This window comes from Psychromonas arctica, assembly GCF_036697365.1.
Classification (GTDB): domain Bacteria; phylum Pseudomonadota; class Gammaproteobacteria; order Enterobacterales; family Psychromonadaceae; genus Psychromonas; species Psychromonas arctica_A.
In genome coordinates, this window is record NZ_JBAHZA010000012.1 from 89,054 (window position 1) to 111,817 (window position 22,764).

The following is a 22,764-nucleotide window of genomic DNA, read 5'->3' on the forward strand; positions in this document are numbered from 1 at the left end:
TGTCTATTTGAATAATAAGAATATTGTACATCTATTTTAATTGAATTCTCCCTCTGTGACGTTAGTTAGCTCACAGAAGGAGAGTTCAATATAATGAGTAGCCTATTTATCTAGCGACTCAACTTGCTTTACAGGGTCATTAGTCTCATTTTTGGTTTTACTTACTAACATATAAAACACAGGTGTTAATAATAAACCAAATACGGTTACACCAATCATCCCAGAGAATACTGCGTTCCCCATAGCGTGACGCATCTCTGAACCCGCACCAGTGGCTAATACTAACGGTATAACCCCAGCGGTGAAGGCGATCGAAGTCATCAATATCGGGCGTAAACGCATGCGACAAGCCGCTAAAATAGCCTCAATATGAGATAACCCACTATCATTTTGATCTTTGGCGAATTCGATCATTAAAATCGCATTCTTAGACGCTAATGCCACTAATACAATCAAAGCTATTTGCGTGAAGATATTATTGTCTGAACCCACTAACCACACACCCAACAAGGCGGAGAAGATAGTCATTGGGACAATCAAAATAATAGCTAATGGCAAACGTAAGCTTTCATACTGGGCCGCTAATACCATGAATACTAATAAGACCACCAGCGGGAATACATAGACCATGGTATTGCCAGCAAGTACTTGTTGATAAGTCACTTCAGTCCATTCATATTCAATGCCTTTTGGTAACGTATCTGCTAATACTTTCTCAATGGCTGCTTGCGCCTGATCAGAACTATAACCTGGTGCAGGACTACCATTTAACTCTGCACTTGGGTAACCGTTATAATGCATTACACGATCAGGTCCAATACTCGGTACGACTGTTAATACTGAGCCTAATGGCACCATTTGCCCTGCATTATTACGTACTTGTAAATTAAGAATCTGCTCAGGATCTTGACGATATTCAGCATCTGCTTGTGCATTTACTTGGTAAGTACGACCAAATAGATTGAAGTCATTAACATACACAGAGCCTAAGTAGATCTGTAATGTATTAAATACTTCATCTAACGGTATTCCCTGTATTAGTGCTTGTTCACGGTCAACATTGATATCCATTTGCGGCACTTGAATACGGAAGCTTGAGTAAAGCCCAACTAATGCCGGATTTTTACGTGCTTCAGCGATCACTGCCTGCAAGCTACCAAATAAAGCATCAAATCCTTTATTCGCACGATCTTCAATTTGTAATTTAAAGCCGCCTGTTGTCCCTAAACCTTGAATTGGAGGTGGTGGAAATACTGCAACAAAAGCCTCATCAATAGCTGCGAAGCGTTGATTTAATTTTCCAGCTATCGCCATCGCTGATTCACTTGGATCAGTGCGTTGTTCAAATCCTTCAAGCGTTGTAAAAACAATACCGCTATTTGGACTGTTGGTAAAACCATTCACCGATAAACCAGGGAAGGCTACAGTATGTGCAACACCCGGTACTTCTAAAGCAATTTTTTGCATCTCTGATAATACGTCTTGTGTACGATCTAAACTTGCAGCATCTGGTAATTGCGCAATTGCCACTAAGTATTGCTTATCTTGCTGTGGAATGAACCCACCCGGTACGGCATCAAATAATTTAACTGTACCGCCCACTAAAACAACATAAGCAACCATCACAATAACGCTTAAACGGATCAGTTTTTTTACTATTTTCTCGTAACCACTTGCCCCTTTATCAAAAATTCGATTAAACGGTTTAAACAGAAAACGCCCAAATAATTTATTTAACACACGCGTAAACCAATCTGGTTTACTATCATGTGATTTTAACAATAATGCTGATAATGCAGGCGATAACGTTAATGAGTTAAAGGCTGAAATAATCGTTGAAATAGTAATAGTTAACGCGAACTGTTTATAGAACTGCCCTGATAAACCACTGATGAAGGCTGTTGGAATAAATACTGCAGATAACACTAAAGCAATCGCAATGATTGGCCCGGTTACTTCACTCATAGCGACACGTGTTGCTTCTAGTGGAGACAAGCCTTTTTCTATATTTCGCTCCACATTCTCAACCACCACAATTGCATCATCGACGACAATCCCGATCGCAAGTACAAGTCCAAATAGAGATAAGGTGTTAATCGACACGCCTAACCATTGCATAACTGCAAAAGTACCAATCAAAGAAATAGGTACTGCGATTAACGGGATAATAGACGCGCGCCATGTTTGTAGAAACACAATAACCACTAATACAACGAGCACGATTGCTTCTAATAACGTGCTAATAACCGCATCAATCGAGCCACGAACAAACACAGTCGGATCATATACGATGTCATACTCTACGCCATTCGGAAAATCCTCAGATAAACGAGCCATGGTTTCACGTACTTGGTTCGACAGCTCAATGGCATTTGATCCAGGACGTTGGAAAACTGGCATAGCAAGTGCCGGCTGGTTATCTAATTCTGCACGTAAAGAATAACTATCTTGCCCCAATTCAACACGAGCAACATCTGACAAACGCGTTAACTGTCCTTCCTCACCAACTTTAATGATCACGTCTCGAAATTCATCAATATTATTTAAACGCCCTTTCACGTTTAAAAGTATTTGAAATTGGCTATCAGTAGGAACAGGTTGTGCGCCTAAACTACCTGCTGCAACTTGTTGGTTTTGGGCACTTAATGCATTAACTACATCACTAGCAGTTAAGTCTCTTGCTGCTAAGGCATCTGGATTCAACCAAACACGCATCGCATACTGACCACCACCAAATAAACGCACATCACCTACTCCTGGTAAACGTGCAATTTCATCTTTGATATTAAGATCAGCATAGTTCGAAAGGTATGCTGTATCTAATGTATTTTCTGGTGAATAGAGATGTACTACCATGGTTAAATCTGGAGAAGACTTCTCAGCAACAACACCTAAGCGTTGCACCTCTTCGGGTAAACGCGGTAAGGCACTGTTTACTCGATTTTGCACTTGTACTTGTGCTCGGTCTAAATCCGTTCCTAACGCAAAGGTCACTGTTAGTGTCATTGCACCGTCACTGGTAGCTTGAGAGAACATATACAACATGTTCTCAGTACCATTTATTTCTTGCTCTAATGGTGTTGCTACAGTTTCAGCGATAACCGTAGGGTTAGCGCCAGGGTAACTTGCCGAAACAACAACTGTTGGAGGCACGACTTCAGGATATTCACTTACTGGTAATTGGAACAATGAAATTCCACCAGCAATTAAAATTACCAGCGATAACATCGCCGCAAATATAGGGCGCTGAATAAAGAAATGAGAAAACTTCATTACAGTTCCTTAGTACTTGCAGTCAAAGATTCATGTGAAGCAGATAAAGTGAAAGTCACATCCTTAGTATCGATATTAACTAGATTAGGCTCAATTGGCATACCAGGCCCGACACGAGCGGGGCCGTTCACAGCAATTTTATCCGTTGCAGTTAAACCAGATGTAATCACACGTAAGTGACCGTAACGATCGCCCACTTCTACTAGCTTGTATTGCAGTACGTTATCCTCACCTACTGTTAATACAAAACGGTTATTTAAATCGGTACCAATTGCTCTATCCGGAATAACAATTTGATCGGTAATATTATTAGCCGCTAACCGAATACGTGCAAATGAACCTGCTCGTAAACTATCATTCTGCGCTTCAAATACCGCGCGTACACGTAACGTACCGGTTGCAGCATTAATACGGTTATCAATAAAGTTGATGTAGCCAGAATATGGGAAATCTTTTTGACCCACTTTCTGCATTACTACTTTTTGTTCGCTAGCAGCAGTTACGTCATTAAAAGAACGGTTCCAAGTACGTTCGTCTACATCAAAATAACCATACATACTCTTATTAGACACAATTGAAGTTAACACTGTTTGTCCAGCAAGAATGTTATTACCTCGAGTCACATTAGTACGTGAGATAACACCGTCTATAGGAGAACGAATAGTGGCAAAATCTAAATCAAGCTGAGCAGCAACTAATTGTGCCTTTAATGCAGCGAGTTGTGCTTCACCTTGTGTTAATGCAGATGCTCTAGATTCAGCTAACTCAGTAGAAATTGCTTTCTTTGCAATCAAACGAGATGCTCGTTTTGCTTCGCTACGCACTTGTTGTAATGACGCTTCAGCACTCTGTACTTGTGCTTTTAAACCTGCAACTACTGCTGCAAATGGACGAGCATCGATTTTAAATAAAAGATCGCCTTGCTCAACATGGTCACCTTCATGAAATGATACTTGTTCTACCACACCAGAAACACGCGGCATTAAAGAGACCTGCTCAGGTGCTTCTAAACGCGTAGTGTAGGTATGCCATTTTTGCACTGGCTCAACTAAAACTTTAGCGACATCAATAGGCTGAAGAGGTTGTTGAGTAGCAGTTTGGCTAGGTGCTTCACCACAGCCGATTAACGTTAAAGTTGTAACAGCAATCATTACTGTCATGAAATATTTGCGCATAGCGATGCTCCTTTTCTGATGGTTGCATAATACGGAATAAATTAGTGCACAAAAAGCATCGTTTTTTAAATTCATTAGTGCCAAAATAGCAACAATAAGCATTTAGGAGCTCACTATGGATATCACCAGTCGCCTTTTAATTTTCCTCGAAGTAGTAGAACAAGGTTCTTTTGCTAAAGCGGCGGAAATCAGAAATATAGATCGCTCAGTAATATCCAAACAGATCAGTCGTTTAGAGGATGAATTAGGAGCGCGTTTATTAAATAGATCAACTCGCTCTTTCTCATTAACCGCGGCAGGTGCTGAGATGACTAAGAAAGCAGTGGAAATACGTGAGCTATTAGCAGAGACACTTCGCTTAGCTGAAAACTTCCATCAAGAGCCTCGAGGCATTCTCAAGATTACTAGCTCATCTATTATTGGTAGACGTTATTTACAGCCTATAATCAATGATTTTCAAAAGCGCTTTCCACAGGTCGAAGTTGAGTTACGTTTAGATGATCGCGTGGTAGATATTATTGCGGAAGGTTTCGATTTAGCTTTTCGTATCGGTAAACCAAAAGACTCTTCACTGATCTCACGCCCACTCGCACGTAATCGTTTACTGATCTTGGCTGCACCTGAATTTATTAAACATTATGGTAAGCCAGAAAAGATTGAAGATTTATTACCTTTACCTGCTGCTAGTTTTGCAAATGCAACGATCCGTGTCAGAGACATTAAATATATCGATAAAGATGGGCTTTCAAAAGAACAAAAAATGAATAGTATTTTCCGAAGTAATGACCCTGAAACGTTATTAATGAAAGTACTTTCGGGCAGCGCTTACTCAATCACACCAGCATTTATGATCAATAACGAAATTAAAGATGGTTTACTCGTCCCACTACTACCTGATTTGACATTAGAAAACTACCATCCAATGTATGCGGTATACCCACATCGTGATTTACCAGTGAGAACACGTTTGTTCTTTGATGCTGTTCGTGAATATATTGGTAAAGAGGTGCCTATTTGGGAGCAATCTATTCCAGACTTCGAGCATTTGTACCAATAAAATCGAACACTTATACCAATAAAAAGTGATATTAACGGTAATATTATTATTAATAACTTGAGTAAAATTACCGTCGTTACCTTATAAAAAACAGTCATTTATATTGAACTTTTTTACTTTCCATTAAACCTGATAACTATTACACCTGACCCTGTAAATAGTTCATACCCAAACACTCCCTCATTTACATAAAAACAAACAATCCCTTAAAAAACAATAAGATAAAAAACTGGCACAGTATTCGCAATACTCTTTGTACACATCAATTAAAGGAGACAAAATATGAAGCGCATGACAACTATTGCACTTTCGACTGTACTACTTACTTCATCAACACTTGCATTGGCAGGCCAACAAGATTGGAAAGATGAGTCACTTGATGCGTGGATAGATGGTAAAGCTGAAACCACTTTATTACTTAATACTAATCTTAACTCTTTTGATATTGATACCGAAGTAGAAGCCGGTGTCGTGACATTAACAGGTGATGTTAATAGTGGTATTGAGAAAGCGTTAGCAGGTGAATTAGTTACTGGGTTAGAAGGTGTTAACAGTGTTGACAATAATTTAACCATTTTGAATGAAGATGCTGACGCAGATATCGATGATAAAGCACTATCAGCATTAACCGATACCAAGATTACTACCGTTGTTAAAACTCGCCTATTAATGGCTGATGATGTTAGTGCAATGGATATTGAAGTAACAACAACTGACAATGTTGTGTTGTTAGCAGGTAATGTAAAAACCGATGCTGAACATGATTTAGCAATGAATTTAGCGCGAAATACCGATGACGTAACATCAGTTATCGATAAGCTTGAAGTTGTTCAATAGATTCATACAACTTAACGTTCATTAATTTTTACTTAACCATCAATCTCAAATAAATAGGAGCTACAACATGATTCGCTGGGTATTTATATTTCTAATAGTCGCTTTAATTTCTGCAGTATTGGGTTTTGGCGGAATTGCAGGAGCCGCAGCAAGTATTGCTAAAATTATATTTTATCTATTCGCAATATTGTTTGTTGTATCAATTGTTTTTAATTTAATAAGTTCGAAGAAATAGGAGACGCTATGAATAACTCAAATACATATAAATCATTCGCTGCAATCGGTGCTGCATTCATGTTATTGAGTGCATGTAGTGAAGGGCCTGCTGAGAAAACAGGTGAAAAAGTAGATGACGCAGTAACAGATGTACAAAATAGTATTGAAGATACTTGTGAAAATGTAAAAGATTCACTGAATACAGAAGATAAAGATTGTTAATAACTGTTACTCATTAGCGGCGCACATAAGTGCGCCTACTTTTATATTGAAATCCACTATTCCCCATTTGCATTTACTTAAGGAATAAAACAATGAGTAATATTTTTGAAGAACTACGTGAAAGCCACGAAAAACAACGTTTATTGATGGACGCATTAACAAGCACTAAAGGTGATTCCGCTACCCGTCAGATTTTTTATGCTGATTTAAAAGAAGAATTACAGCAACATGCGATTGCTGAAGAGCGGTATTTTTATGCGCCTTTAATCAAAAAAGATAAAACCGTTGAGCTATCTCGCCACGGTATTGCCGAACACCACTCTATCGATAAAATCATTGAGAAACTCGATAACACTGAATTCAGTTCGCCAGCTTGGTTAACCATCATGCATTCATTACAGCATAAAGTACTGCATCATTTAGAAGAAGAGGAACATCGTTTTTTCCAAATGGCAGGTAAGGTCTTTACAGAAGATCAAAAACTCAATTTAGCAACCCAATACCATAAAGAGATGGTTAGCTAACCATACCTTGATGGTCACAATATTTATTATCTAACCTATGCTACATAAGATTTATAGTTTAGGTATCAGTGAGGGAAGCCCATGTTTATAACTAAATATTATTTATTCGGTGTTTTACTAAGTGCAGCTTTAGCCTGGTTTTCACCTTGGTTAATATTGAAATTATTATTTACATGGGTTGCTCTTTCTTTAGCCATTGTCAGTTTTGCTTACCTTTTTAATATTCCTTCTATTTTTAGAAAAAATAGTGATGGAAAAATTGTTTACTGGATTCAATGGGCCTTTATCCCTTTTATGCTCGGGATTAGGGGTTATAACGCATGGGCAAGAAAATATGATTCTGTCCCAGCTATCCAAAAGATAAGTGATGACCTATACCTATCAAGACGACTACTTCCTTCAGATCTCGATTATTTAAAATCTCAGAAGATTGATTGTATCTTAGATTTAACCGCTGAATTCGCTGGGCTTGAAAGTGCCATGACGGATAAACATTTTCAATATTTAACGTTGCCTGTTTTAGACCATAAGGCACCAACATTAAATAAACTACGCCATGCACTTTGTTGGATTGATGCTCAACGCTCTCAATCAAGATCTGTAGTAATTCATTGTGCTCTTGGTCGAGGCCGTTCTGTCTTTGTGATGGCAGCTTATTTATTAAGCCAAGACCCTAGTTTAAGTGTTGACCAAGCATTGGCTAAGATCCATTCCATTCGTTCTTCGGCTAATTTGAACAAGCGACAATACAAAGTATTAAGCTCAATACATCAAAAGCAAAAACTATTGCTACCAACTCATACCTGGATGATAGTAAACCCAGTATCTGGTTCTGGGAAATGGCAACAACATCAACAACAGTTAATCAGAGAACTCACCAAAAAATATCGTTTAAACATTGTAGAAACAAGTCAACAAATAACAGCAACGGCGTTAACAAAACAGGCTGTCAAAGAAAATGCTAAACAAATTATTGTCTGTGGTGGAGATGGCACAGTAACAGAAGTAGCAGATCAGATTATTGAGACGGATATTGTATTAGGGATTGTGCCTTTTGGTACAGCTAATGCGCTATGTCATGTACTGTATGGTATTGAAGCTAAATTTTCCCCAGTAGAAAGTGCCTGCAAAGCTATTTTATCTGACCAGGTTCGTACTATTGATACTGCACGTTGTAATGATAAATTGATGTTATTGGTTATGGGTATAGGCTTTGAGCAACAAATGATTGAATCAGCTAACCGTGAAAATAAAAATCAGTTTGGTCAAATGGCTTATTTGAATGGTTTTTTTAATGCGATAGCTTCTGATAACCCGCAAAAATTAACCATAAAAATTGATCAGAATCCAGTAACAGAAGTCGATGTACAAAGCTTAGTGGTTGCTAATATTGCGCCTTTTAGCACAGTGTTGGCACATGGAGGAGATATTCCTGAACCAGATGACGGAAAATTACACGTCACTTATCTAGATTATAGAAATAGCATCTCAGAAAGAGTGCTAGCATTATCTGACTTGGCATTTTCAAGTTTAGGTATACAAGATAAATCCACTGAATTCGAATATCATTCAGGTAGTCATATCGATATTTTTTCGAATCAACAAATAAATTACGTGGTGGATGGTGAACATTACGCTGCTTCACACATTTCACTCAATATCTTACCCTCTTCTTTAAAAGTAAAAGCTGCAGTAACATCTTAATAGTTCAGTTAATTTCATCTTTCAGAGCAGGGTTTAATTAGACCTGCTCTACTGTTTTAATCCACCTCTAAGCATTATAAAACATCTATTTATTGCAGCTTTATTTCACGGACTTTTCGTCTCTGTGAAAAATGAAATCATTATAAAATTTGACAAATTTACTTTGCATCGCGATGATAAGGATCCCCTATCAAGAGTTGATTCGTTATCGTGAGATCAAATTAATGCATAAATTAAGCTTATTACTAAGCGTACAGAACGAATCATTACGCCAATCTATCTTAAATAATAACGAATTAAATCAATTCGATGTTACTGCATTGCCAGCACAGCAGGATTGGATATCACAACTTGCAAAAACCTGCCCTGCTGTTGCTGTGATAGGCGTTAATGAATTTAGTGAGTCTGATTATCAAGCTTTATCCAAGCTTGAAATACTAAATGAAATGGATCTTATTCTTATAAGTTCTGGATTACCCAATACAAATCTAGATAAATTAATGCAATTGGGCGCTATTTTTCATTACCGGATGCCCCTAGACCTAGAGATTTTGTCAGAAACATTGCAAGATGTAAGACAATCTCATCTATTAAAAAGCCCGGTAGGACAAAAAGTAGCGACCAGTGATTTAGACCAATTTGGTCAATTAATTGGTTCTTCTAGTCCAATGCACAAGCTATACCGAATTATTAGACGTGTAGCAAAAACCGAGGCATCAGTTCTAATTATTGGCGAAAGCGGCTCAGGTAAAGAATTAGTTGCACAAACTATTCACCAAGCAAGCGACCGAAGTAATGAACCTTTTGTAGCAATTAACTGTGGTGCTATCAGTCCGGATCTTATTGACAGTGAATTATTTGGTCATAACAAGGGAGCTTTTACTGGTGCAGACAAGCCGCATCAAGGTGTATTTAAACAAGCTCAAGGTGGCACTTTATTTCTTGATGAAGTCACTGAGATGCCTATTGAACATCAAGTTAAACTATTACGTGTATTGGAAACAGGCGAATACCGTCGAGTTGGTGGGCAAAATGTCCATTTGTCTGATGTCCGTATTATTGCTGCAACAAACCGCGATCCACAAACTGCAATTGAAGAACAAACTTTGCGAGAAGATTTGTACTTTCGCTTAGCGCACTTTCCAATAACAGTTCCTCCTTTAAAAGACCGAGGTTCGGATATTGTTGGTTTAGCAAAGCACTTTATTGCCCATCAAAATGCGCAAGAAACAAAAGCAAAAACCATTTTAGATTCAGCAATAGATAAAATTGCGAATTATGATTGGCCAGGTAATGTTCGAGAGTTAAAACATACCATTGAAAGAGCTTTTATTCTCGCAGATGAGGTGATCAAAGCAGAGCATATTATTTCAGAAACGCCTTTTTTAGAAACACAAAATGCCACTGAAGGGCTGGTTCCAGTTGGAATTCCTTTAACTGAAATTGAGAAAACAGCAATCGTCAATACATTGGATAACAATGAAGGCAATAAAACCAAAACAGCTCAAGACCTAGGCATCAGTGTTAAAACCTTATATAACAAGCTGGATAAATATGAAGTACCTTAGGCATTAAACTATCCAATCATGTTAGGCTTCGAATACATTGGGTAAACTGATTAATTATTTTAAACAGCTGTTTAAAAAGAAACAGAGGTAATAGCTAACCCTATTACCTCTCTTTTAATATAAGGTGAATACGCCCAAATATCTCCAACCTTTCTAATACTGTACTCACACAAACCAATAATGGCACACCGATTAGCATCCCCATACTTCCCCATAACCAGCCCCATAAAATCAACCACATAAAGATGATTAGTGGATTAAGGTTAAAACTTTTTCCCAGTAAAGTAGGAGTAACAAACTGACTTTCCAACATATTAATAAATAAATATATGGAAATAACAATAAAAGCGTAACTCATAGAATCAAACTGCACATAAGTTACAACCGCAAAGCATATCATTGAAATAAGCGGCCCCAGATAAGGTGCAAAATTCATAATGCCAGCTAATGCTCCCCATAAAAAGGGATCATCTACACCTAATATTGAGAATACAATACCAACGACTACACCCAATAATATGTTGATGAGTGTTACGGTACCTATATACCGAGATAGGTCATGCTGAATAGTTCTGACTAGCTCAACAGTTTTACGTTTATTCTCAAAACTATCGAATTGCATTAATAAACCAGTGAATAATGAACGACCGTAACTCAGCATGAAATAAGCCATAAACAATGCCATCATAAATTGCGTCAGCATAGTAGGTGTTGCCATAGCAATACTTTTTACCAACGACACCATGGTATCGCTTTTAAATTCGCCCACATTACTATCGTTAACAATCGCCTGGTTGGCCGCACTATTAAAACTGGTATTATTGGCCGCTGTAGTGATCTCTTGAGAAACATCTTTTACTAGAGTCGGTAACTTAATCCACCACTCTTGGGCGGGACCACTTAGTAAATTTAACCCGCCAAATATTAACCCCACAATCACAAAAATAACCGCCAACACACCAATTAATCTTGGTAAACCAATTTTAACTAAGTAATTAACTACAGGGCTACACAATAAAGCGATAAAAGTACTCGCGATAATCGGCAAAAGAATAGACTTAGCAAAATAGATACTAACCATCAGCACGATGAAAAATATAAAGCCAAAGCCCATTGAGTATAATTTACTTAAGTCTGCGCTTTCATTAACGTAAATAGGCTGTTCAGTAGTATTAGGTGCGGCTTGTGTAGATGTTTTTTCTATTCCATCGTTCAAGGTTTTAACTCCATTGAGAGTACGGGCAGGCCAAAAAGACCTGTGTGTTACATTACTTTTTTATTAATTTTTTTACTAGTTATTGCGTTTAATATAGTTAAAACCTAATGAGGCAAGTGGATAAAAGGTTTTTATTTTACGTCTGTATTTACTTAAGATAAAACCAGTCAATACACCACCGATGGTCACAACTAGTGGGTGTTTTTTAGTATGTTTATTTACGTCATTTAAAAACAACTTTAAAGATAAATCGACTTGTCTTATATTATCTTTACCTTCTAATCTTTTTAATTTAATCGAGTGATTTAGACGCTTTAGAGACGACATCTACCCCCTCCTTTATTTGTGCAATTGTTTCTGTAAATCCAATCATTTTCATTAAACGTTTTTGCCAATAAGCCAATGCACTAAGTACGGCGATCATTGATAATAAAAATGTACCTACTCCAATCAATAACTGGCCTGTTAAACTATAAAAAACAATACCAACAGCAATACATGTACTAAAAACAAACAGGATGAGTAAAGGAATAAATAGGACTTGGCAGAGCAGGAACTGCTTACTAGCGTTAACGCTACGTAGCAGCTCCATAAAGAACACTTGTATGGTAGATTCGGACCATTTACCAAGTGTATCTATTGTGTCTGATAACTTATTAAATAAACTACTTACTTCGTCTATCTTTTTCTCAATCTGCTCAGTATCGAATAAGTTATCTGGCTGAGTGTCATCAGAGATCTTATTTTCATCGCAAACTTGTTCGGTGTTGTTTGTCATAAAATCTCCAATTATTAAATTATTTAATTAATTTAGATACAGCCCAGCCTGCTAAGAATGCACAACCAATACTTAATAACGGACGCTCTTTGATGACGCTTTCAGCCTGAGCTGTTGCCGTTTTAATTTTTTCTGAACCTTCAGTTAATGATTCTTGCGCTTTATTTTTTAAAGAGTGAACAGCCTCAGTCGCAGCTTCTTCAGCTGAATGATAAGCATCTTCTACTTTGCTTTGTGTTTCTTGTGTTTTTGCTTTTGTAGTTGTAGTAGCCATTTGTCAATCTCCTTAATAATAGAATATGTCGCTTTCTATCATGTTAAAAAATAATAGAGGTTTTACATTCCCCTATTCTCGATTGTTCAATATAACTATAGCGAAAGTCATGCCAACTAATTAAAATTAAAGTAAGTGATTGATTTTAAGTTAAATAATTATTTTTAACTTATATGGTAATGATTAATAGGCAGTGTAGTTTTTACAGAAACTAGGAATAACCCTGTAAAATTTACTCGCGGTAGTAAAACTTAAAAAATGAAGTGCACGTCATTAAACGCCACACTCCATCAAGCCATTTGATAAGGAAGGAAATTACTCTGCAGGTTTCAAGAAATAAAGCTCGGCAAGGCCATTATGAATAGCCGCTAATTCAACTTGAATGTTATCAATATAATCATGTAGATAACCTTTTTTCAACTCTCGTACGTCTTCACTTTTTAATTCATTAATCGCATGATCGATAGATTCATTAATTTCCAATGCATTCGGTAAAGGCTGAATTAAGATTTTTAATTCTTCTAGACAGAACAGTATTGAGCGCGGAAATACCTCGCTATGCATTATAAATTCAATCACATCGGAGCGCTGAACTCGCACCCCCATCTCTTGTCGATACATCTGGTAAGCACTAAGAGAGCGTAACAGGCTTATCCATTGTATATTTTCGTAGGGTTTCGCTTCTGTACTAGTGATTAAGGTTTCAGAGCGAATATCTAAAATACGTGATGTCATATCAGCACGTTCAATCATCAATCCAATACGGATAAAGGTATATCCAAGGTCATGATTGATAGTGGCATCTAAAGTACCAAAAATTTGATGGGCTGCATCAATAATGGTCTTTAAATAAGTAAATCGACCTCGTTTGCTTAACCCCTCATTCTGATTATCTTTTACATAATAATATAGAGAATTTATCTCCTCCCATACATCTCTTGGGATAACATCTCGAATAGTACGAGCGCTCTCACGAGCTGATATAATCGAATTTAAGATAGAGGAAAAATTATCCTTACCAACCAATAGATAACGTAACGCTTTTTGCTCAGAGAAGTCTGTATGCGTCTCTAAGTAAGCTTTTCGTGCTCCAATGATATCGACTAAAGGCTCCCAGCCTGTACTCACCCCTTTGGGTAAGTCCATCATCAACATATTATTAACATTGATTAAGCGAGCGACATTTTCTGCGCGTTCAATATAGCGAGATACCCAATATAAAGTTTCACCGACTCTTGATAACATATTATTTAGCCTCCTCGTCTACAATCCAAGTATCCTTACTACCGCCGCCTTGTGATGAATTAACTACCAATGATCCTTTAGTCATTGCTACACGTGTTAAACCGCCTGTTGTAATTTGAGTATCTTTGCCAGAAGACAAAATAAAGGGTCTCAAATCAGCGTGACGACCGTCAGGGCTAATGCCATCTAAAGTAGGAACAGTGGATAAGTCTAAGGTTGGTTGAGCGACCCAGTTACGAGGATCTGCCTTAATTTGTGCAATGGTTTCTTGCTGTTCTTTTTTAGTTGACTTAGGGCCAATCAGTAAGCCATAACCACCCGATTCATTAGCCGGTTTAATAACTAATTTATCGATGTTCTTAATCACATGATCACATTCTTTAGGATCAAGACATTTAAAGGTAGGAACATTCGCTATTTTTGCATCCTCACCTAAATAATATTTAATAATTTCAGGTACGTAGGCATAAACTACTTTGTCATCTGCTACGCCAGCACCAGGTGCATTTACTAAAGCGACATTCCCCTTAGACCATGCTCTCATTAGCCCAGGCACCCCTAATTGAGAGTCAGGTAAAAATGCTTCAGGATCTAAAAATAGATCATCAATACGACGATAAATAACATCTACACGCTGTAAACCAGTGATGGTACGCATGTAAACGCAATCATCTTTTTCAACGACTAAATCACGACCTTCCACCAGCTCACAACCCATCTCTTGAGCTAAGTAACAATGTTCAAAATACGCAGAATTAAATACACCAGGAGTCAACACCACTACTTCGGGTTTATCATCGGGACGTGGCGACATTGCAGCTAACATATCAAATAGTTGAGAAGGGTAATCATCGACGGGTAAAATAGGGACTTGTTCAAATAGTTCAGGGAACACTCGTTTCATTACAGAGCGATTTTCAAGCATGTATGATACACCGGAGGGGACCCGCAAATTATCCTCTAGGACATACATAGTACCTTTGCCGTCGCGTACTAAGTCTGAACCACAAATATGTGCCCATATTTTGTTAGGAGGTGTAATACCAACGCATTGCTGGCGAAAATTAACAGATTTTTCTAATAAACCTTTAGGAAAAACACCATCTTTTATTATTTTTTGGTCGTGGTATAAGTCATCAATAAAAAGGTTTAATGCTTCAACTCGTTGTTTTAATCCTACCTCTACACCTTGCCATTCTTTTTTACCGATAGTGCGAGGGATAATATCAAAAGGCCAAGCTCTATCAATCATGTTACCTTCGTTATAGACAGTGAAGGTAATCCCCATCTCTTTAATGGCTAAATCAGCAACCGCTCTCGCTTTTTTTAATTCTTCACCTGAGAGCTTTGAAAAGAATTCTGCCAGTTGCTTTCCATGTGTTCTTACATTCCCTTTGGCGTCAATTAATTCATCAAAAAAACCATTCGTTTGATACGCTTTCCAATCAATTTCCATACACTTTCGCCTTTTCATTAACTCATGTTTAATAATGACGTTGTATTACTACCCTAATCGAATCATATCCACCGCAACATCTAATGCCTGAGATCCTCCACCAAAGACGACCCCTTTTAAAGGAGTGACATCTGAAAAATCTCGTCCAACAGCTAAGGTAATATGTTGATCTTTAGGTAACACATCATTTGTAGGATCAAAATCCAACCAACCGTATCCAGGAACAAAAATAGCAAACCAAGCATGTGTTGCGTCGGCCCCTTCTAATTTTTCTTCACCTTCTGGTGGCAGTGTTTCTATATAACCACTTACATATCTTCCCGCTAATCCAATGCTACGTAAGCAAGCTAGCGCAAAGTGTGCAAAATCTTGGCAAACGCCCCTTTTTTGTGCAAAAACAACACTTAAAGGCGTACTAATCGTAGTAAAACCAGGGTCATACTGGAACTCATGAAAAATTCGTGCCATTAAATCTTTACATGCCTCGATCAGATTTGCTTTTTCAGTAAAAGAGACTAGAGCATAGTCACGTATGCCTGTTTCTAATTGAGTAAATTGTGAGGGTAAAATAAATTCAGATACAGTTAATAGCTCGCTAGTGTCAGGTTTAGCGAGAATATCTCTGGCTTTTGTCCAAGGCATATCAATGCCTTTAAGATCGATATTATCAGGTACTAATAATTCCACTTCACTGACCATAGTGACAGCCAACACTTTGTGTTGAGTAGTAATTTCAAATACAGTCACTCTGTTATTAAAATAGTCCGTGTACTCTTTCAAATAACTGCTTGGGGGATCTATTTGTATTTGACTACTATGGCATAACTGCGCTCGATTGGTTTTCGGCGTTAAACGCGCTTGATTTTGGCATAAGCTAACAAAATCTGCGTATTGATAAGTTGTCGTATGTTTTATTTTATATTTCACGATTGAGCTTGCTCAATGTTAGTCCAATTTAATTTATTGGCGGTTTGTGTATGAGAAAAGTATTGTAGTAGCAATACGTCACAAAAGGTATTCAAGTTACTGCGAATGTGGTGATTAAATTCTATTAATTGCTCACGCTTACCTTCCGTACTCGCTTGTAAATAATCTTTTTCAGTGACATAACAAGTAGTTTTTGAAAGCACAATTGCTTTTTCATGTGCTGCAATGACACCCGGTCGCCTTTTTGTCGGCAAGTGCTGACAAAGGGTATTAATCTGCTCTAGTTGAAATAACAATGAGCGAGGATATTCGGCATCTAATAATAATAGCTCAAGTCCAGTACCAATACTTTGGTGCATGCGATAACGACGCTTATGGGTCACTAAGCTAACCTGACAGGTTAACACTGACTCTAACAAAGCAATTTCAACCGGTTCCTCTAACTCTTCAGTTAATAAGCCAGCGCTTAATGAGGTTATTTGTAAACTACGCTCAATACGACGACCAATTTCTAATAAGAACCAGCCATTGCTATTTGGCATACAATCCGCAATAGAGCCATTGAAAGCCATAATAGAGCCAATTACTTTATCTAAACTAGCTTGTAAAGCACGAGATGTTGTATTGATAGTCAATGTTGATAACATTTTTACCAGCTCATTAATTTCATCAATGATACGGCGACTATCGTAGGATAGTAGCTCTTGGATTTGCACTGCTGCATTTGCTAAATACTTCAAAGTATTAACAATACTACCTGCACATAATTCACCAGCTAATAACTGGAAGGCCATCGTTTTAGCGCTATCACTATTCAATGTTTGTAATACCGGCTCTTGTTCAATATATGGGTAAACAATATGCTGAGACTGAATCGCGCTAAACAAGCGAGTTACCATGGTGCGACGCATCGCATCAGGATAGATGGCTAACTCAGTATAACGATCAATAAATATACGTAACACTCGAACAGTACTCTCTGCTCTTTCTAAGTAACGCCCTAGCCAAAATAAATGCTCAGCAGTACGACTAGAAATGACGCCTTCTAATAACGTAACATCCATGCGTTTGCGAACTGGGATAGCAGCAATTGAATCAGTTTCATCATCACCATTGCGAGCATTAATCCATGTATCTTTAATCCAACCAGATAAACTCGGGTAATGGCTAACTTCATTAGAAAAACACAACGCGGAAGGCAAAACTTCGACTCCGTGCTCAGTATTTAACGCATAACAACGGAATACGACTGGTTTGGCAATCAGTTGACCACCACTCCAAAAAGGAGCACTACTAAACGTGGGTTTATCTTGAAAATAATAATCTTGAGGTTGTGCGTTAATTAGCTTTTTAATTTGTTCGATATCTGCAGCCCCGTCTAATTTAAAACGGCTATCTTGATAACTGAGTAATTCCAGCACGCTCCAATCAATTTCTTCTACTTCATCTACAGCATAATACTTAGCTTGGGCCAGTAACAAAGGCTGCGCTAATAACTTTTCCGATAATAATCCTAGATTAGCTTGCACAGTAGGTGATGAAAGAATGCCACTGCCGAAAGGGTTTAATACTTTAACGGTTCCTTCACGCACCGCCTGCAATAAGCCAGGAATCCCATGTAATGAATATTCTGTTTGTTCAAGTGAATCAATACTATGATCAGGTAACCAACGTAAAATGACATTAATTTTTCCTAACCCTTGTAATGACTTCAAACACACTTCACCGTTTCTTACGGTTAAGTCTGCGCTTTGTACCAAGGTATACCCAAAATAAGTGGATAAAAAGGCGTGTTCATTATAATTAGGATCATCAATACCTTGCGTCAATATTACGATTCTAGGGTCATCCATATAACGTGTGTATTCATTAATCGTGTCTTGAAATGTCGCCAAAAATTGTTTTATTTGCTGTACATGACACTCGGCAAACTCTTCTGCCATAACACGTCGAGCAATGACACGACTTTTAAGCAATAACCCTAATCCCAAGGGACATTGGCAATGATCAGCTAATACTTTAAATTCACCACTTGGAGTTCGGTATACATCCACAGCAGTAAAAAATAATTTTAATTCGTTACTCGGGAGACTGAAGCCTTCACGCAAATAATTTTTATCTTGAAATAGTGCTTTTGCAGAAAGTGAGCCATCCATTAGTAACTGTTGCTCACCATAAATATCTTGTTGAATTTTATTTAACAGTAAAACTCTTTGTTTAATTCCTGCTTCCAGTGCCTTCCAATCTTGTTTCGAAAACATAAAGGGCAATGGATCGAAATGCCATTGATGGTTGCTTTCATGTTTAATATTGCCATTTTGTAATAACTGACTGATTTCAATAGCGCGACTACTCACATCTTCAGCCGTTAAACTAGACAGGCGATTAAATAAGGTATCCCAATGTTCTGGGTGTAAACCACTGTGATTGACTAGCTCATCATGATCATGTGATTTATTTAGATAGAGGGATAACCATTCAGGCAATTCCGGCATACTGTTGTTAATGTTATACATGCTGAAAATGCTCCATTATTAAGACAAGATTAGCTGCCATTGTTGAGTTCAAACTGATGAAAAAAGGTATTCCACTTTAATTAATTTCAAAATGGAATACTACTTTAATCCGTACTTATTTAAAGGCAGGCTGACGGCGTAAATCCAAGGTGTGTGGGTAGTCTTGATTAGTATTTTCTTCTGCGGGCACTACGAACTCAGTAACTGAATCAGCGGCATGGAAAGTATGCGTTGCTGCAGAAGGTACCCAACTTGGTTGATCTGACATCAACAACGATGGTGTATGACCATGTTCCCAGAATCTTGCAACACGACGCCCTTCCGCTTCAAAAGCATTAACAGGCAATGTTTCTGGGTTACGCCCTCCAGCATGGCTTACATGATATACAAAACCGCCAAGTGAACGCCCTTCCCAAGTATCAATTAAATCAAAAGTTAATGGCGCATGAACGCCTATGGTTGGATGTAATGCTGTTGGTGGCTGCCACGCACGATAGCGAATACCTGCGACCATTTCATCTTTTGCTTTACCTTTGACTGCTTTGAGTGGCACGCGACGACCATTACAAGTCACCACATAGCGATCACTCATTGTCCCCTGTACTTTAATTTGCACCCTTTCTAGTGAGGAGTCTACATAACGTGCGGTACCAGAGGCACTCGCTTCTTCACCTAATACATGCCATGGTTCAATAGCGGTTCTTAATTCTAGAGTCACATTATCCAGTTCTCGCGTACCGCACACTGGGAATCTAAACTCAAAGAATGGATTTAACCAACCTAATTGGAAAGCAAAACCAGCTTGCTGTAAGTCACGAGTTACTTCCGCTAAGTCATTCTCTACATATTGCGGTAATAAGAATTTATCATGTAACTCTGTTCCCCAACGAACTAAAGGCTTGTGATACGGTTTTTTCCAGAACCACGCCAATAGCGTTCGTAATAACAACATTTGCACTAGGCTCATTTGTTCGTGCGGTGGCATTTCAAAGCCCCTGAACTCTACAATTCCTAGGCGACCTGTTGCAGAATCAGGTGAATACAATTTATCGATACAAAATTCTGCACGATGCGTATTACCCGTTAAATCCACCAATAAATTACGTAATAACCTATCTACTAGCCAAGGCTCTGGTACTTCACCTTCAGGCATGTGTGAAAAGGCTATCTCTAGCTCATAAAGTACTTCATCACGTGCTTCATCAACACGCGGCGCCTGACTTGTTGGACCAATAAATAAACCAGAAAATAAATAAGACAACCCTGGGTGGTGTTGCCAATAAGTAATAAAGCTCCGTAAAATATCTGGGCGGCGTAAAAATGGACTTTGCTCCGGTGTTTCACCACCTAAAGTGACATGATTCCCCCCGCCTGTTCCAGTATGGCGGCCATCAGCCATGAATTTATCAGTGCCTAAACGTGCTTGTTTAGCTAATCCGTAAAGTGTAGTGGTTCGCTCAACAAGCTGTTCCCAAGATCTAGATGGATGGATATTCACTTCAATTACCCCAGGATCCGGGGTCACTGCATACTTTTCAACTCGACTATCTTTAGGTGGGTTATATCCTTCGATCACAACAGGCATCGATAACTCTTTAGCCACTCCTTCAATAGAGTTTAATAAACCGAGGTAATGTTCGAAATGACTAGTCGGTGGCATGAAGATATATAAGCGCCCTTCTCTTACTTCTAGTGCCATCGCTGTTTTGATCATCTCTTTGCCAATAAAGCCTTTTTTAAGCTTCTTAGTTTTAGCAAAAGTGGCAGGAATATCAAAAGGGTCTCGGTCAATAATATTATCAGTCCAAGCAAGGCTATCTAAAGGTAAACGATAACCTAATGGAGATTCACCTGGTAACAAGAAACAGTGCCCACGTTTAAATTCCCACTCGCAGGATTGCCAACAATTTTTGCCATCATTCCATTGTAAAGGTAATACATAACCAACTGGTTTCTCTATACCTTTTTCCATTTTTTCTAAAAAGCCTTTACGGCTCATAGCATGTAATAATTTAGAGTCTTTAGGGCCAGGCTCGCTCGGTAAAGAACCTTCTTGCCACATATGATAAAGAATATCTTCATAGGCAGTAGTTAATGCAGCTTTACTTAAACCAAGTGCGTCACTTAGCTTTTCAGCAAATTTTTGAGAGTCGGTATGGTCTAATTCATAGTTTTTATTAGGATCTGCTAATAAATTGGCATCTTTCCACAAAGCCACTCCATCTTTACGCCAATAACAAGCATATTGCCAACGTGGTAACGGTTCACCTGGATACCACTTACCCTGACCATAATGAGTAAAGCCACCTTTGGTAAATACTTTATTCATTTCAACAAACAGATTTTGTGCTAATACTCTTTTTTCTTTACCATCAGCTTCCGTATTCCACTGCGGGTGTTCCATATCATCAATCGAGATAAAAGTGGGTTCACCTCCCATAGTAAGGTGGATGCCTTGATCATCATAGATATCATCAACATGTTGCCCTAAACGATTAATCGCAGACCACTGTGCCTCTGAATAAGGCTTGGTTACACGAGGATCTTCATGAACACGTGTTACCTTGTTGTAGAAACTGAACTCAGACTCACAATCATCAATGCCACCAGTGACAGGCGCAGCAGAACTTGGTTCAGGCGTACAAGCTAATGGGATATGGCCTTCACCGGCAAATAGACCTGAAGTTGGGTCTAAACCTATCCAACCAGCACCAGGGATATAAACCTCTGTCCAAGCATGTAAATCAGTGAAATCTTCTTCGGGGCCACTCGGACCATCAAGTGATTTCTGATCTGAAGTAAGCTGCACCAGATAACCTGACACAAAACGCGCAGCTAAACCTAAATGACGAAACAACTGAACTAATAACCATGCCGAGTCACGACAAGACCCAGTTTTTTTAGTTAAAGTTTCATTTGCAGTTTGTACACCTGGCTCTAAACGAATTCCGTAACCGACTAACTCATAAATAACTTGGTTCACTGCAACTAAGAAGTCAACACTACGAATCGGTTCTTTTGGTATTAAGGAAGCAATTAATTCTAGAAGTTTAGGGCTGGCTTTGCGTTTTTTAAGGTAAGGGGCTAATTCAGATTTGGATATTTTGTCATAAACAAACGGAAATTCTTCTGCATATTCTTCTAAAAAGAAATCAAAGGGGTTAATCACCGTCATTTCTGCAACTAAGTCTACAGTGAAACTAAACTCTGTAGTCGGCTCATTAAATACGACCCTCGCTTGATAGTTACCAAAAGGATCTTGCTGCCAATTGATGTAATGATCTTCGGGTGTGATTTTTAATGAGTAACTTTTAATTTTTGTGCGACTATGGGGGGCTGGACGTAAACGAAAGATATGCGGCCCCATGTTTACTGAGCGGTCATATTTATATTCAGTATGATGCGAAATACCAACAGTGATTGTCATCGACGAATTCCCCTTTAATGATATGCAGCTATATAAATAGCACGAAAATGTTACTGGGTGTTGATTTATTTTTTGCAATATTTATTCCACTTGCATGAAATATAATGGAAATAAGTCATTAAGCTCAAATAAAGCCCCCCAGGGCTAAATGACAGAATTTTAGAAATAAAGATGACACCAAGACGATTATGTAAAACGCGCTAACTGGTGCAAGAAACGCACTAAAATGGCACTAAAACTTGAAATAATAACCACATAGGTTAATTACTATTTTTCATTTTATAAATAACAGCTCCCTGCATTTGGTAATCATTACCTCATCCTATTAACGATAAAAAATAGTTCATAA

Annotated in this window: 18 protein-coding genes; 7 read left to right on the plus strand and 11 right to left on the minus strand. The window is 38.2% G+C overall.

Features of this window, described 5'->3' with window-relative positions; all coding sequences use genetic code 11:
• Positions 1-102: 102 nt before the first annotated feature.
• Positions 103-3,273, minus strand: a complete 3,171-nt coding sequence (locus V5290_RS13485; protein ID WP_333386745.1) for a multidrug efflux RND transporter permease subunit — start codon at positions 3,271-3,273, stop codon at positions 103-105.
• Positions 3,273-4,448 (minus strand): efflux RND transporter periplasmic adaptor subunit, encoded by a 1,176-nt coding sequence (locus V5290_RS13490; protein ID WP_333386748.1) that lies wholly within the window; start codon positions 4,446-4,448, stop codon positions 3,273-3,275. The genes V5290_RS13485 and V5290_RS13490 overlap by 1 nt, the downstream gene beginning before the upstream one ends.
• A 115-nt stretch (positions 4,449-4,563) precedes the next feature.
• On the opposite strand from V5290_RS13490, the gene V5290_RS13495 reads away from it, so the two are divergent.
• The 7 genes from V5290_RS13495 (at position 4,564) to V5290_RS13525 (ending at position 10,576) form a co-directional block, all read left to right on the plus strand.
• A complete protein-coding gene (locus tag V5290_RS13495) occupies positions 4,564-5,505 on the plus strand; it encodes a LysR family transcriptional regulator (RefSeq protein WP_333386752.1) in 942 nt (313 codons plus the stop codon).
• Positions 5,506-5,787: 282 nt separating this feature from the next.
• Positions 5,788-6,342: a BON domain-containing protein gene (locus V5290_RS13500; RefSeq protein WP_333386754.1), complete on the plus strand. Its 555-nt coding sequence runs from the start codon at positions 5,788-5,790 to the stop codon at positions 6,340-6,342.
• A gap of 67 nt (positions 6,343-6,409) precedes the next feature.
• A complete protein-coding gene (locus V5290_RS13505) occupies positions 6,410-6,577 on the plus strand; it encodes a DUF1328 family protein (RefSeq protein ID WP_333386757.1) in 168 nt (55 codons plus the stop codon).
• Positions 6,578-6,585: 8 nt separating this feature from the next.
• Positions 6,586-6,780 carry a hypothetical protein gene (locus V5290_RS13510; RefSeq protein WP_333386760.1) on the plus strand — a complete coding sequence of 65 codons (195 nt, stop codon included), beginning with the start codon at positions 6,586-6,588 and terminating at the stop codon, positions 6,778-6,780.
• A 92-nt stretch (positions 6,781-6,872) separates the two neighbouring features.
• A complete protein-coding gene (locus V5290_RS13515; protein ID WP_333386762.1) occupies positions 6,873-7,304 on the plus strand; it encodes a hemerythrin domain-containing protein in 432 nt (143 codons plus the stop codon).
• An 81-nt stretch (positions 7,305-7,385) separates the two neighbouring features.
• Complete coding sequence (locus V5290_RS13520) at positions 7,386-9,008, plus strand: diacylglycerol kinase family protein (protein WP_333386765.1); 1,623 nt, start codon at positions 7,386-7,388, stop codon at positions 9,006-9,008.
• A 224-nt stretch (positions 9,009-9,232) separates the two neighbouring features.
• Positions 9,233-10,576, plus strand: a complete 1,344-nt coding sequence (locus tag V5290_RS13525) for a sigma-54 dependent transcriptional regulator (RefSeq protein WP_333386768.1) — start codon at positions 9,233-9,235, stop codon at positions 10,574-10,576.
• 103 nt (positions 10,577-10,679) lie between these two features.
• Here the strand turns inward: V5290_RS13525 and V5290_RS13530 are convergent, their stop codons facing one another.
• The 9 genes from V5290_RS13530 to V5290_RS13570 all read right to left on the minus strand — a co-directional run bounded on the left by V5290_RS13530 (position 10,680) and on the right by V5290_RS13570 (position 22,415).
• Positions 10,680-11,792, minus strand: coding sequence for an AI-2E family transporter (locus tag V5290_RS13530; protein WP_333386771.1), 1,113 nt, complete (start codon positions 11,790-11,792; stop codon positions 10,680-10,682).
• Between the two features lie 75 nt (positions 11,793-11,867).
• Positions 11,868-12,119, minus strand: coding sequence for a hypothetical protein (locus V5290_RS13535; protein ID WP_333386774.1), 252 nt, complete (start codon positions 12,117-12,119; stop codon positions 11,868-11,870).
• Positions 12,085-12,570, minus strand: a complete 486-nt coding sequence (locus V5290_RS13540; RefSeq protein ID WP_333386776.1) for a hypothetical protein — start codon at positions 12,568-12,570, stop codon at positions 12,085-12,087. The genes V5290_RS13535 and V5290_RS13540 overlap by 35 nt, the downstream gene beginning before the upstream one ends.
• A 19-nt stretch (positions 12,571-12,589) precedes the next feature.
• Complete coding sequence (locus V5290_RS13545) at positions 12,590-12,844, minus strand: hypothetical protein (RefSeq protein ID WP_333386779.1); 255 nt, start codon at positions 12,842-12,844, stop codon at positions 12,590-12,592.
• 315 nt (positions 12,845-13,159) lie between these two features.
• Complete coding sequence (locus V5290_RS13550; RefSeq protein WP_333386782.1) at positions 13,160-14,089, minus strand: alpha-E domain-containing protein; 930 nt, start codon at positions 14,087-14,089, stop codon at positions 13,160-13,162.
• Between the two features lies 1 nt (position 14,090).
• Positions 14,091-15,545, minus strand: coding sequence for a circularly permuted type 2 ATP-grasp protein (locus V5290_RS13555; protein WP_333386785.1), 1,455 nt, complete (start codon positions 15,543-15,545; stop codon positions 14,091-14,093).
• Between the two features lie 48 nt (positions 15,546-15,593).
• Positions 15,594-16,472, minus strand: coding sequence for a transglutaminase family protein (locus tag V5290_RS13560; RefSeq protein WP_333386788.1), 879 nt, complete (start codon positions 16,470-16,472; stop codon positions 15,594-15,596).
• Positions 16,469-18,988, minus strand: coding sequence for a circularly permuted type 2 ATP-grasp protein (locus V5290_RS13565; RefSeq protein ID WP_333386791.1), 2,520 nt, complete (start codon positions 18,986-18,988; stop codon positions 16,469-16,471). The genes V5290_RS13560 and V5290_RS13565 overlap by 4 nt, the downstream gene beginning before the upstream one ends.
• Positions 18,989-19,103: 115 nt before the next feature.
• Positions 19,104-22,415 (minus strand): transglutaminase family protein, encoded by a 3,312-nt coding sequence (locus V5290_RS13570; RefSeq protein WP_333386794.1) that lies wholly within the window; start codon positions 22,413-22,415, stop codon positions 19,104-19,106.
• Positions 22,416-22,764: the final 349 nt, after the last annotated feature.